14 protein-coding genes are annotated in these 12,852 nt (G+C 64.4%); 7 read left to right on the plus strand and 7 right to left on the minus strand.

The window, feature by feature from the left end; translation table 11 throughout:
• Window positions 1-527: 527 nt before the first annotated feature.
• Both ABIB06_RS25130 and ABIB06_RS25135 read right to left on the minus strand, forming a co-directional pair.
• On the minus strand, window positions 528-1,655 hold the full coding sequence (locus ABIB06_RS25130) for an alkene reductase (RefSeq protein ID WP_354050795.1): 1,128 nt from the start codon (window positions 1,653-1,655) through the stop codon (window positions 528-530).
• A gap of 118 nt (window positions 1,656-1,773) precedes the next feature.
• Window positions 1,774-3,270: an aldehyde dehydrogenase family protein gene (locus tag ABIB06_RS25135; protein WP_354050793.1), complete on the minus strand. Its 1,497-nt coding sequence runs from the start codon at window positions 3,268-3,270 to the stop codon at window positions 1,774-1,776.
• A gap of 184 nt (window positions 3,271-3,454) precedes the next feature.
• Between ABIB06_RS25135 and ABIB06_RS25140 the strand changes: the two genes are divergently transcribed.
• The gene (locus ABIB06_RS25140) at window positions 3,455-4,300 is read left to right on the plus strand and encodes an SDR family NAD(P)-dependent oxidoreductase (protein WP_354050791.1); all 846 of its coding nucleotides are present in this window, start codon (window positions 3,455-3,457) and stop codon (window positions 4,298-4,300) included.
• Between the two features lie 117 nt (window positions 4,301-4,417).
• Here ABIB06_RS25140 and ABIB06_RS25145 read toward each other — a convergent pair whose 3' ends face one another.
• From ABIB06_RS25145 to ABIB06_RS25160, 4 genes are all read right to left on the minus strand, one after another.
• The gene (locus ABIB06_RS25145; protein WP_354050789.1) at window positions 4,418-4,624 is read right to left on the minus strand and encodes a hypothetical protein; all 207 of its coding nucleotides are present in this window, start codon (window positions 4,622-4,624) and stop codon (window positions 4,418-4,420) included.
• A 71-nt stretch (window positions 4,625-4,695) separates the two neighbouring features.
• Window positions 4,696-5,109, minus strand: a complete 414-nt coding sequence (locus tag ABIB06_RS25150) for a Rieske (2Fe-2S) protein (RefSeq protein ID WP_247339726.1) — start codon at window positions 5,107-5,109, stop codon at window positions 4,696-4,698.
• Window positions 5,110-5,126: 17 nt separating this feature from the next.
• Window positions 5,127-6,239, minus strand: a complete 1,113-nt coding sequence (locus ABIB06_RS25155; RefSeq protein ID WP_354050787.1) for an amidohydrolase family protein — start codon at window positions 6,237-6,239, stop codon at window positions 5,127-5,129.
• 14 nt (window positions 6,240-6,253) lie between these two features.
• Window positions 6,254-7,318, minus strand: coding sequence for an amidohydrolase family protein (locus tag ABIB06_RS25160; RefSeq protein ID WP_354050785.1), 1,065 nt, complete (start codon window positions 7,316-7,318; stop codon window positions 6,254-6,256).
• A 221-nt stretch (window positions 7,319-7,539) separates the two neighbouring features.
• Between ABIB06_RS25160 and ABIB06_RS25165 the strand changes: the two genes are divergently transcribed.
• Window positions 7,540-7,662 (plus strand): hypothetical protein, encoded by a 123-nt coding sequence (locus tag ABIB06_RS25165; protein WP_354050784.1) that lies wholly within the window; start codon window positions 7,540-7,542, stop codon window positions 7,660-7,662.
• Here ABIB06_RS25165 and ABIB06_RS25170 read toward each other — a convergent pair.
• A complete protein-coding gene (locus ABIB06_RS25170; protein ID WP_354050782.1) occupies window positions 7,659-7,799 on the minus strand; it encodes a hypothetical protein in 141 nt (46 codons plus the stop codon). The two genes, ABIB06_RS25165 and ABIB06_RS25170, sit on opposite strands and share 4 nt — an antisense overlap.
• Before the next feature lie 79 nt (window positions 7,800-7,878).
• Between ABIB06_RS25170 and ABIB06_RS25175 the strand changes: the two genes are divergently transcribed.
• The 5 genes from ABIB06_RS25175 (at window position 7,879) to ABIB06_RS25195 (ending at window position 12,819) form a co-directional block, all read left to right on the plus strand.
• Window positions 7,879-8,448, plus strand: a complete 570-nt coding sequence (locus tag ABIB06_RS25175; RefSeq protein ID WP_247445069.1) for an alpha-ketoglutarate-dependent dioxygenase AlkB — start codon at window positions 7,879-7,881, stop codon at window positions 8,446-8,448.
• A gap of 233 nt (window positions 8,449-8,681) precedes the next feature.
• Window positions 8,682-9,176 carry a hypothetical protein gene (locus ABIB06_RS25180; RefSeq protein ID WP_354050781.1) on the plus strand — a complete coding sequence of 165 codons (495 nt, stop codon included), beginning with the start codon at window positions 8,682-8,684 and terminating at the stop codon, window positions 9,174-9,176.
• A 125-nt stretch (window positions 9,177-9,301) separates the two neighbouring features.
• Window positions 9,302-10,231 (plus strand): alpha/beta hydrolase, encoded by a 930-nt coding sequence (locus tag ABIB06_RS25185; protein ID WP_354050779.1) that lies wholly within the window; start codon window positions 9,302-9,304, stop codon window positions 10,229-10,231.
• 168 nt (window positions 10,232-10,399) lie between these two features.
• Window positions 10,400-11,623: an ABC transporter substrate-binding protein gene (locus ABIB06_RS25190; protein WP_247339817.1), complete on the plus strand. Its 1,224-nt coding sequence runs from the start codon at window positions 10,400-10,402 to the stop codon at window positions 11,621-11,623.
• A 104-nt stretch (window positions 11,624-11,727) separates the two neighbouring features.
• Window positions 11,728-12,819: an enolase C-terminal domain-like protein gene (locus tag ABIB06_RS25195; protein ID WP_354050777.1), complete on the plus strand. Its 1,092-nt coding sequence runs from the start codon at window positions 11,728-11,730 to the stop codon at window positions 12,817-12,819.
• The last annotated feature ends 33 nt before the right edge of the window (window positions 12,820-12,852 follow it).

Below are 12,852 nucleotides of genomic sequence, written 5' to 3' on the forward strand. Positions count from 1 at the left end.
GACTTGACGCACAGACCCCGGGCGTCAGGACCACACGACTTCTCCGTCCGCGGACGGTCCCGCCTGATCGTCAAGGGCTTGCGTGTGCTCACCCCGGACAACCGACCAGCCCGTTCTCCAGCGCCGTGTCGTACCGCGTCGCGTGAGGACTCACGGTTGCCCGCCCTGTCATCACGCTGCCCGCGCCGTCGCTGCCGCGTCCACCGCCACCCGGCCCGCATGTCGTGACGATCGCGAACGCCCCTTTGGCAGGGCCAGGATGACCGTCGTATGCCATAAATCCGAAATTCGGAAAAGTGAAATTTTTTTACGCGGAGGGCTTGACGGGGTGTTTTGCCCGACGCCTCGCGGGTGCAGGCCGCGCGCGGCGAGAGGGCTTGGGCAGCCCGCAGCTACACCGTCATTGCGAGCGCAGCGAAGCAATCCAGACTGTCTCTGCGGAAAAGATTCTGGATCGCTTCGCTTCGCTCGCAATGACGGAAATTATGCTGGCGGTCGGAGCATCACTATCCGGGCCACGGAAAAGTCTACGCCGGCGTCAGCTCGTCATACACCGGATAATCCGTATACCCCTTCTCCTCGCCGCCATAGAACGTCGCACGGTTATACGGCGTGACCGGGTAATCGTGCTGCAGGCGGCGCGGCAGATCGGGGTTGGAGATGAAGATGCGGCCGAAGGCGATGATGTCGGCATGTCCCTCCGCGATCGCGGCGTTCGCCGTCTCGCCTGTGAAGCCGCCGGCGGTCATCAGCACACCGCGGTAGAGCGGGCGGAACAGCAGCATCGCCGACGGCACGTTCTGCCAGTTGACTTCCGCTCGCCCCGAGCCGCTGGAGCGCGGTTCGATGAAATGCAGATAGGCGAGACCGAGTTTGTCGATCGCCTTCACCACATGCGTGTAGAGCGGCATCGGATCGGGCTCGCCGGAATCATTGGCGATGCCGTGGGGCGACAGCCGCACGCCGACGCGGCCCGCGCCCCAGACGTCGATCGCGGCCTGCGTCACTTCGAGCAGAAGCCGCGCGCGGTTCTCGATCGAACCGCCGTACTGATCGGTGCGCTGGTTGCTGCGCGACTGCAAGAACTGTTCGAGCAGATAGCCGTTGGCGCCGTGGATCTCGACGCCGTCGAAGCCGGCGGCCAGCGCGTTCTTCGCGCCCTGCCTGAAGGCCTCGACGATGCCCTTGACCTCTTCGGTCTCCAGCGCGCGCGGCGTCTCGTAGTCGGAGATCTTGCCGTCGGCGGTCATCGCATTCACGCCTTCGGCCTTGATCGGGATCGCCGAGGCCGAGACCGGCAGCTCACCACCGTGGAAAGAGGAATGAGAGACGCGGCCGACATGCCAGAGCTGGAGAAAGATGATGCCCCCCGCAGCATGCACGGCGTCGACCACCTTGCGCCAGCCGGCGATCTGCGTCTCCGAATAGATGCCGGGCGTCGCCGGGTTACCGCGGCCATGCGAGAGCACGGGCGAGGCCTCGGCGATGAGCAGGCCGCCTTGGGTGGCGCGCTGACCGTAATATTCGGCGTTGAGCGGCCGCGGCGAAAAGCTCTCGCGCTCGGCCCGCATGCGCGTCAACGGCGCCATCGCGACGCGATGCGCGAGCTTGTACGGACCGACCTGCAACGGTTTGAACAACGCCTCGAATTTCATGTGGGCCCCAATGGCTAAGAAAGGATGCGGATCATATAGCGAGGGGCGGCCACCGGAAAAGGCGCCGCCCCTACAAAAGCAGATATTCCCTCCCGCGGAACGCGGGAGAGAACAGGCCTTACGCCGTCTTGATCCAGACGGCCTTCACGTTGAGATATTCCTCGACATGCTGCTTGCCAGACTCGCGGCCGTAACCGCTCATCTTGTAGCCGCCGAAGGGCACTGCCGGGTCCATCGCCTGGTAGCAATTCACCCACACCGAGCCGGCGCGGAGCCTCTTCGCAACCGCATGTGCCTTGCTGACGTCGCGCGTCCACAGGCCCGAGCCCAGGCCGAACGTGGTGGTGTTGGCGCGCTTGACCAGTTCGTCCATGTCCTTGAACGCGATGGCGGAGATGACCGGTCCAAAGATCTCCTCCTGCGCGATCCGCATGTTGTCCTGGACGCCCGCGAACACGGTGGGTGAAACGAAGAAGCCTTTCGACAGCGCGCCTTCGGTGACCCGGCCGCCGCCGGCGAGCGCCTTGGCGCCTTCCTTCTGGCCGATGTCGAGATAGCTGGTGACACGTTCGAGCTGCTGCTCGGAGACCAGCGGCCCGATCTGGGTGTTGGGATCGAGGCCGTTGCCCACTTGCAGCTTCTTGCCGAACTCGGCGACACGTCCGACGAATTCCTCGTAGATCGACTGCTCGACGAACAGCCGCGTGCCCGCGCTGCAGATCTGCCCCGAATTGGCGAACACCGCCATCGCCGCACCAGGCACGGCGGCATCGAGATCGGCATCCGCGAACACGATGTCCGGCGACTTGCCGCCGAGTTCGAGCGAGACACGCTTGAGGTTGCCGGCCGAGGCACGGATGATCGACTGGCCCGTGACATGCGAGCCGGTGAAGGCGACCTTGTCGACGTCGTGGTGCGAGGCAAGCGCCGCACCCGCGGTCTCGCCATAGCCAGGCACGACGTTGATGACGCCGGGCGGCACGCCCGCTTCCATCGCGAGCTCGGCGATGCGCAGCGAGGTCAGCGGCGCTTCTTCGGCGGGCTTGAGCACGACGGTGCAGCCGGTCGCGATCGCCGGACCGATCTTCCAGATCGTTGCGGTCAGCGGGCCGTTCCAGGGAATGATGGCGCCGACGACGCCGATCGGCTCCTTCAGCGTGTAGGAGAATATCTCGCCGGGCAGCGAGTTTTCGATGGTTTCGCCGTAGATCGCGGTGGTCTGGCCGGCATAGTAGCGCAGCATGCCGACGGCGCGCAGGCGATAGGCGCGGGTACGGCTGAGCGGGGCGCCCATATCGAGCGTGTCGAGCTGCGACAATTCGTCGAAATTCTTCTCGACGAGGTCGGCGAGCTTCAAGAGCAGGTTCTGCCGCTCGAACGGCTTGACCTTGCTCCAGGCCCCTTCGAAGGCGCGGCGGGCGGCAGCAACTGCACGGTCGATATCTTCCTTGTCGCCCTCGGCGACGGTTGCGAGCAGTTCGCCGGTGGCGGGGTTGTGGGTCTCGAAGCGCTTGCCGGAGGCAGCATCGACCCACTTCCCGTCGATCAGCATCTGCTTGTAGGACCCGTTGGCGAATGGATGGCGCGTGATCGGAATTGCCTGCGACACAGCCATGGCTGAACTCCCTGTCAAATGATTGATTGGTTCGATCTGGGCGGGATCGTTAGGTCGATAGAATACTGCGATGCCGGATAGGCGTAAAGTCGGTGCGGAACGAAGACCTCCCATGCCGACTTGTGCAGGGTCGCGCGAGTGCCATGTTATAGCTCGACCGAGCCCCTCCCCCGGAGACCGATCCATGCCGCACCCCGCCATCGTCAAAGACAATGTTGCCGTGATCACCGGCGGAGCGTCCGGCATCGGATTCGCCGCCGCCGCAGCGTTCGCGCGCGGCGGCATGAAGGTGTGTATCGCCGATGTGGATCAGGCGCGGCTGGCGGAGGCCGCCGCAAAACTGTCATCCATCACTTCTGCCACACATGTGATGACCTTCGCGGTCGATGTCAGCAAGGCCGAGAGCGTGACGCAACTGGAGCGCGCCGTGCACGAGCGCTTCGGCGGCACCGACATTCTCATGAACAACGCCGGCATCCAGCCCGGCAGCACGCTGTTCGGCGAACCCGACAACTGGCAGCGCATCATCAGCGTCAATATGTGGGGCATCATCAACGGCTCGCGCATCTTCGCGCCCAACATGATCGCGCGCGGCAGCGCCGGCCTCATCATCAACACCGGCTCGAAGCAGGGCATCACCACGCCGCCCGGCGATCCCGCCTATAACGTCTCCAAGGCCGGGGTGAAGGCTTTTACGGAAGCGCTCCAGCACGAACTGCGCAGCACCAGGGATTGCCGCATCACCGCGCATCTGCTGATTCCGGGCTTCGTCTTTACGGGCCTCACCGCGAAGGGCCGCACTGAAAAGCCGGCGGGCGCCTGGACGGCCGAGCAGACCGTGGATTTCATGCTGGCGCGGCTGGAGGCCGGCGATTTCTACATCCTGTGCCCGGACAACGACGTCCCGCGCGTGCTCGACGAAAAGCGCATGCTGTGGGCCGCCGGCGACATCGTGGAGAACCGCCCGCCGCTGTCACGCTGGCATCCGGACCATGCGGATGCGTTCAAGAGATTTGTCGAGGGGGATTAGATGAGCCGTGAGCCCCTCATGGTGAGGAGCGCGGAACGCGCGTCTCGAACCATGCAGGCCCGGCTGGGGCTCGATCCTTCGAGACGCCCGCTTCCAGCGGGCTCCTCATGATGAGGGTTAGAGCGTCTCTTGCTGATGCCCGCAATTCTTGCAGGCGAATTTGACGCGGGACTGGCCCTTTGGCGCCTGCACCCGGTTCGGGGCGCCGCATTTGCCGCAGACGGCCTCGATGCGGGTATCGCCCTGCTTGACGACGACGGTCTTCTTTTCCATCGATTCGCGGATCAGGCGCTCGGCCTCCTCACGCAGGGACTGTTTGGACAAAGCTCGTCTCCGCCATAAATGCGGGCGAGGCTTATCCCACCTGCGGCGAAATCACAATCCGAAACGGCTGCTCAGACTTCGACAATCACGTAGCTGTCCTCGACATGCACCGCAAACGTCTCGGCAACATACGGGCCTTTCTGGAGTTCCTCGCCTCGCTCAACCGCGACGGGATATGACCTTATCTTGACGCGCTTCGGGTCGAACCACGACTGGCCGTTGCGCATGTCGAACTCCCAGCCATGCCAGGGACAGCGCAGCATCTCGCCGACGCGCGAGCGCTGATAGATGCCGGGCTCGGGCGAGGTCAGCCGCGCCACGCAGGCCGCTTTCTCCAGCGGCGCGCCTTCGTGCGGGCAGCGGTTCAGCAGCGCGAAGAACTCGCCATTGACGTGGAACACGACGATGTCGCGGCCCTCGACGTCGACGACCTTGTTGCCGCCGGGCGGGATCTCCGAGGTGGACGCAACGATGTGACGGGCCATATTCGCTCACACCGCTCTCAGAATTTATAGACCGCGCGGGCATTGGTGCTGAAGATCTTTGTCCGCTCGGCTTCTGTCAGCGGCGTCTTGAAAGCGAAGCGCGGATCGTCAAAGTCCCAGTGCGGATAGTCCGATGAGAACAATAGACGGTCGATGCCGACCCATTCGATCAGCGAGCGCAGATGCCGGGCTTCGTCAGGCTCGTCGATCGGTTGCGTCGTGAACCAGAAATGCTCGCGCACATATTCCGACGGCTTGCGCTTGAGATGCGGCACCTCGCTGCGGAAGCGCGCAAAGTGCTGGTCCATCCGCCACACCGCAGATGGGATCCAGCCGAAGCCGCCCTCGATGAAGACGAACTTCAATTTTGGAAAGCGCTCCGGCACGCCCTCGATCACGAGACTGGCAAGCTGCGCCGCAATGGTGTGTGCGTTGGACTGGTGCTCCTCGACATAATAGGACGGCCAGCCGCCGCCGGTCGGCGCATGCCCGCCATAGCCGCCGACATGGATGCCGAGCGGCAGATCCAGTTCTTGGGCACGTTCGTAGATCGGCCAGTAGCGGCGGCGGCCCAGCGGCTCGTTGGCGCGCGGCGAGACGTTGATCTGGATGTATTCGCCGATTTTCGCGCAACGTTCGATTTCGGCAATCGCAAGATCGACGCCATCCTGGCCGACCAGAATCGAAGCCTTCAGGCGCGGGTCGCGATGCGACCAGAACGCCAGTTGCCAGTCGTTGATGGCACGCTGGATCGCGGCGCCAAATTCGAGGTTCTGCTGCGAGAAGATAAAGAGATCGAGCACCTGCAAAATCCCGAACTCGACATCGAGCGGATCGAGATGCTGCTTCTGCATGAAGGCGAGATCAGAGCCGGGTGGCCCGCCGGTCGGCGGCCAGGCGTCGCGCCGGGCGATCAAAGGCGAGGAGCGCGGATATGGCGTGGTGAACAGATAGGGCGTGCGCAGATGGCTGCCATATTCCTTCAGATGCTGCTGCCAGCGCTTGGGCAGGAACTCGTTGAGATCGTCGAACGAATGCAGGCTCGGATGCACGTCGCAATCGACGATGCGCAGCCGGGTCGCCATCGGCTTCTCGTCTTCACGCAGCGGACGGTCGATGACTTCACTCATGCGAACCTCCAAAGTTAGTTGGCGAGCGACAGCCGCGGAAACGTCTCCAGCGGGTTGTCGACGCACATCTTCGAGATGATGCTCTTCGGCAGGTTCGGCGGGATCGGATCGTCGCCGTCGAACTGCCAGTGCGGATAGTCGGACGCGAACAGGAACATCTTTTCGGAGCCGATCTGGTCGATGATCTCCTCGACGCTTTTGGCGTCGGCCGGCGCGTCGAACGGCTGCATGGTGACGCGAAAATTGTCGCGGATGATCGCAGCCGGCTCGCGCTCGACCCAGGGCACCTCGACGCGCACCCCGCGCCAAGTCTTGTTTGCGCGCCACATGAAGGTCGGCAGCCAGCTCACACCGGATTCCATCAGCACGACCTTGAGGTTCGGAAACTTGCCGAACACGCCCTCATAGATCAGGCTCAATATCTGCGCCTGACACGCCTGCGCCTCGACGAAGTAATATTCGTAGCGGTGCGACGGCCAGCCGGCCGAGCTCGGCGCCTGCCGATATTGCGTGCCGGCGTGGATCGCGAGCGGCAGCTTGTATTTCTCCGCGAGCCGATAGACCGGCCAAAAATGCCGCCGCCCCAGCAGCGTCTCGCCCTGAGCCAGCACCAGGATGGAGACGAAGCGATTGTCGCCGGCGCGGCGCTCGATCTCCTCGATCGCCAGATCCGGATCCTGCATCGGCACCATGATCGAAGCCCGCAGGCGCGGATCGCGCGACAGCCACTCAGTGGCGATCCAGTCGTTGATCGCCTTGCAGAAATCGGCCGCCATGTAGGGGTCGAACACGGCCTGCGCGCCATAGAGCACGTTGAGGATGGCGTGGCTGGCACCGAGCTGCTCGAACGCGCCCTTCTGCACCATCGCGAGATTGGAACCAGGCTTGGCGCCGTTCGCCGGACGCCAGTCGGCGCGGCCCGCCAGCGGCATGCTCGGTGGATAGGAGGTGAGATCGAGTCCGTCGATGGCGCGGCTCACGACCTGCTCTTTCCAGTGATCGCTGAGATAGGGCAGCAGCGTCGTGCGCGTGCCACCAACCGCCGGGTGGACGTCGCAGTCGATCCGCGTCACCGCCATGAGCTTCCTCGCCGAGATCTTGTAAGCACATCTTATTGGCGGCGTTCTTGTGCGCCGCCCGCGAAGACTGCCCCTGCCCGTACGTTTGCGCAAGGTCGCGCGACCGCGCGATCCGTCATGGCTCGGTTGCATTTCCCAAGCGCGATATGAAGTTTGGCGGAATGTGCTCCGCCGCCGAAGCAGCGGAGCGCATTGGTCCGCCGCCTTCTTGCGTATTGTCTATGCCCATCAAGCCTCGATCAAGGGCGCGGCCCGAAGCGATGGCGCAGCGGCTGCGCGGCTCGATCAGGCTGAAGCCGACCGACGAGGGCGCGGCCTTCGAGCTGCAGTTTCCAATAGCCTAGATCGCGAACACCCAGGCGGCGACGATGGTGCCGATGGTGACCAGACCGGCGATGGTCCAGCCGGCGGCGTATTCCAGCTCAGGATGACCGGTCGCCCGCATGATCTCTGCCGGATCGGCGGCATGCTTCTGTGCCATGACAGCCTCGCACATTACTTCCTGCGTCATATGTAAGTCGCATCAGCAGCCATTAGGTTCCATCACGGAAATGCGAGGAATGACGCAGCTTGGTTTGTTCGCTGATCCGCAAGAAGGCCCCGTCGGCCTTCGCTACACGGACAATTTTATCGAGGCCGCCGCCGAGCAGGCGCTGATCGGCCGCATCGCGGCATTGCCGCTCCAGCGCTTCCAGTTCGGCGCCTTCGAGGGCAACCGCCGGGTGGCGTCCTTCGGCTATCGCTATGACTACGCCCTGCAGCGGCTGGCGGAGGCCGAGCCGATCCCGGACTGGGTGCTGCCCCTCGCGCATCAGGTCGAGAGATGGGCGGGCCTCGTTGGCGGCAGCGTCCAGCAGGTGCTCTGCACCGAATACGACGCGGGCGTCGGGATCGGCTGGCATCGCGACAAGCCGCATTTCAAAGAGATCCTCGGCCTGTCGCTTGGCTCGTCCTGCAAATTCCGCTTCCGCCGCCGTAGCGGCGACAAATGGGAGCGCCACACGCTCGAAGCCCTGCCGCGCTCGCTTTACATGATGGACGGCGAGGCGCGGTCGCAATGGGAGCACAGCATCCCGCCGGTCGAGGCGCGCCGCTACTCCATCACCTTCCGGACGATGAAGCAGGCCTGACGGGTCGGCCAAAACAAAAACCGCGAAAACAACCCCATGCACAGTAGAACGGCCTTCTCGGCGCGAGGCTCGGCTCTGCGGCGTAACCGTTTGACACCTCGATGCAAAACAGCCGTGCCGCGCAAAGGCGCAAGGCCTGGCGAACTTGCCTTCCAATTCGCGTTTACATGCTAAACTGGTTCCACGCGCCGCCCAGGAGGGAAGCCGCGATTGCAGGGTCCAGGGAGCCACGGATGAAACCCGTTCGATTGATCCTCGCCTGCGCCCTCGCTGTCGCAACCGCGTCCGGCGTCGCCGGTGCCTCCGGCGCGGCGCCCGCAAAAGTCTCCGGCTCGATGGCGCTGGGGCTCGCGGGGGTGATCGCGCCGCTGTCACCGGTTCTGTCCGGCGCCGAGAAGAAGGCAATGGCGATGCTGTCCGCCGCCAACAGCGACATTCCCTACAAGAAGCCGATCGTGGTGACCGCCGATAGAATCGTTTGTCGCACCGGCAACGTCGACATCACCGTGCGGAACTGCGAGGTCGCCTTCGGCAAGAAGACCAGGACGGTGAACGGCTCCACGGCCAACGAGATATTCGCCACCGAAGCACTGGCCGGCATTCCGCCCGACGGCGCGGCGGGATCGAATTTCGAGAGCCTGACGAACCTGAGCTGCACGATCGACCCCAATGCCATCAGGCGGAAGGACGGCAGCGGGGCAGATTGCACGTTCCAGCCGGGGAATTGAACCGGGCCGGGAGGACGAAACCGGGGTGCCGTCAAATCGCCTCAAGACCAGCTAACTAATAAGGCGAATTGAAAAGACAGGCCAAGCGCGCGAGCCCATATCGGGCACGCAGGGCCGACACCGACATGAAGAATTATCTCGCTTTTTTTCTAATTCTGGGCGTGACGGCAGCCTCCGCGCACGGTCCGTTGCCGATGCTGCCGGCCGCGCCGTCCGATCTCGTCCGGGTGGGCCTCACCGACAACGACACGAGCGCCGGTGGCACCGCGCGGCTGTGCGAGCAGGTCACCTTCTCGCGCGGCCTGCGCTACGGCGAGAGCGAAGCCAATGTGCTCGATATCGCCACCAGCACGGCCAAGGCGGATACCCCGCGGCCGGTGCTGTTGTTCGTCGCCGGCGACACCTTCACCGGCGACCACGCCGCGCCGGAACTGTCGCGCCAGATCCAGGACCAGGCCATGTGCTTTGCCGCGCGTAACGACATGATCGGCGTGCGCGTCAGCTACCGGCTGGCGCCCTCGGCGACCTGGCCCACTGGGGCGACCGACGTGGCGGCGGCGCTGTCCTGGATCCACGGCAATATCGACCTGTTCAATGGCGATGCCCGCGAAATCGTCGCGGTCGGCTACGGCGCCGGCGCCTTCCATGTCGCCACCCTGCTGGCCCATCCCGAGTTCCAGACCGACCGCGCCGATGTCGCGGCGGTCGTGCTGGTGTCCGGGGTCTATCGCGCGGGCAAGGACGCGAGCGACAGCGAGAAGGCGTATCTCGGCAGCGACGCCGGCCAGTATGACAAGCGCTCGGTCTTCCCCGGCATCCTCAACGTCGACGTGCCGATCGTGCTGGCCTGGGCCGCGGACGATTCCGCCGGGCTCGTGGCACAAGGCGAGACCCTGAAGAAGACGCTCTGCGGCGCCGGCCATTGTCCGCGCGCCACGCTGCTGCGCAGCCGTGACGGCATCGCGAGCGCCTTCGGCCTCGACGGCTCCGGCGACAGCCTCGCCGAGCCGACGCTGCTGCTGGTGCATCAACTCGAGGCGCGCGGGCTGCCGTAGCGGCACCCCGCTATCAGCGTCAGCGAGGCTGCCGTGTGGCTCCGAGCGCGCCGCGCACGGTCGAACGGAGCCATCAGGCCACACGATCGACAAACGCTTGACCTAGATCAAGCGGCCCTGGTGCAAATTGAGCCGACCTCGATCAGGGCCAACGTCAAGGTATCGAGCATGCGCGTCTCCGGCAGGATGCTGTTCGTGTTGATGGTTGCCCTGGCATCGCTCGGGGCGATGTCCCAAGAGCGCGCCGATCAATCCACCGTCGATAACGAAATCCGCATCGGCAACGTCATGCCGTATTCAGGACCGCTCTCCGAATTCGGCGCCATCGGCCAGGCGGAAGCCGCCTATTTCGACATGGTCAACGCGCGTGGCGGCATCAACGGCCGCAAGATCCGCTTCATCACCCGCGACGACAATTCCGATCCGGCGACCGCGCTGGAGCTGACCCGCAATCTGGTCGAGACGGACGACGTGCACCTGATGTTCGGCTCGTTCGGCACGCCCGGCAATCTCGCCACGCGCTGGTATCTCAACGAGAAGAAGATCCCGCAGCTGTTCGTCGCATCCGGCGACGAGGAGCTGAGCCAGGCCAAGGCGTTTCCCTGGACCATGGGCTGGCAGCCGCCGTTCCGGTCGGAGGGGCGCATCTATGCCAACTACATCCAAGCCTATTATCCGCGGAAGAAGATCGTAGTGCTCTGGCAGAACGACCAGTTCGGGCGTTCGCTCCTCAAGGGCATCGAGGAAGGTCTTGGCGATCTGAACCGTCTCATCCTCGTCGACATCGCCTTCGACATTGCCGACGAGCATCTCGACGGACACGTCTCGATCCTCAAACGCGCCGGCGCCGATGTTTTCGTCTTTCTCGGCGTGCCGTCGACGGCGTCCAAGGTGATCAAGCTGGCGGCGTCACTGAAATGGCGCCCGGTCTTCATCGTCAACGACGCCTCCGCCTCGATCGCCAACGCGATGGCGCCCGCGGGCCTGGAGAATTCGGCCGGCGTGATCTCGGCGGCCTTTCTGAAAGATCCAAGCGATCCCGCGTGGAAAGACGATCCTGCCATGAAGGACTGGTTCGCCTTTATGGACAAGTACCATCACGTCGAAAGCACCAACAACAGCGCGGCGCTCTATGGCTACGCCGCGGCCGAGACACTGACGCAGGTGCTGAAGCAATGCGGCGACGACTTCTCGCGCGAGAACATCATGCGTCAGGCAGCTTCGCTCAAGAGTTATCAGCCTTCCGTCGCGCTGCCCAACATCAGGATGAACACCTCGCCGAACAGCTATCTGCCGATCAGGCAGATGCGGCTGGTCCAGTTCGACGGCCGGTCCTGGCAACCGTTCGGCGAGGTGATCGAAACCGCATTCACGGAAGGTGCGGCGCGGTAGGCGCAAAGTCAGTTTATTGTGGTTGCGGCAAATGCCTTTTCGTTTCATGACGAATGCTTAAAATCGACCCAGATCTGCATTCACTCCGCCGGGAGATCCTCCAAATGACCGAGACCATCCGCATCAAGCGCTTCAATGCGCGCCCCGTGATCGTGCCGATGAACCTGCCGCTCAAGACCTCGACCGGGGCTGTCGCAAAGGCGCCGCTGGTGCTGATCGACTGCGAGACCGACCAGGGCGTGCGCGGGCACGCCTATCTGTTCTCGATCACGCCCTCGGCCTTGAAGCCGCTGACGGCGATGGTCACGGAAATGTCGGACCTCGTCGCCGGCGACGAGCTGCTGCCGTTCGAGCTCGAGCGCAAGCTGACCCAGCGTTTCACGCTGCTGGGGCTCGCCGGCCTGCAGCGGATGGCACAATCCGGCATCGACATAGCCGCATGGGACGCGCTGGCGCGCGCACGCGGCCTGCCGCTGGCGCGGCTGCTCGGCGGGACGCCGAAACCGGTCAGAGCCTACAATTCGAAGGGCCTCGGCATCATGCCGGCGGGTGCCGCGGTGGAGGAAGCTCACAAGCTGCTGGCCGAGGGCTTTCAGGCCGCAAAGATCCGCGTCGGCCGCCCCGATGCGCGGGAAGACCTGAAGGTGGTGCGCGCGGTGCGCGAGGCGGTCGGCGACGACGTGACGCTGATGTGCGACTACAATCAGGCGCTGACGGTCACCGAGGCCATCCGCCGCGGCGAGATGCTCGACGATGAGGGGCTGACCTGGATCGAGGAGCCGATCCGTCACGACGACTATTCCGGCTGCGCCCGTATCGCGGATGCGCTGCGCACCCCGGTCCAGATCGGCGAGAACTTTGACAGCGCGTTCGCGATGCAGTCCGCGCTGTCGGCGGAAGCCTGCGACTACGTGATGCCCGACGTGCAGCGCATCGGCGGCGTCACCGGCTGGCTGCGCGCCGCGGCGCTCGCGCATGCCGCCGGCAGCGAGATGTCGACGCATCTGTTCTCGGAAGTCAGCGCGCATTTGCTTTGCGTGACGCCGACCGCGCATTGGCTGGAATATGTCGACTGGGCCGACGCGGTGCTGGCGACGCGGTTGCAGATCAAGGATGGCTTTGCGCTGCCGAGCGAGGAGCCCGGCAACGGCATTGCGTGGGACGAGGCGGCGGTGAGGAAGTATTTGGTGGGGTGATCGACCCGGCTTCCTTGTGGCCATCCTTCGAGA

Source organism: Bradyrhizobium sp. LB8.2, assembly GCF_040548035.1.
In the GTDB taxonomy this organism is placed as follows: Bacteria; Pseudomonadota; Alphaproteobacteria; order Rhizobiales; family Xanthobacteraceae; genus Bradyrhizobium.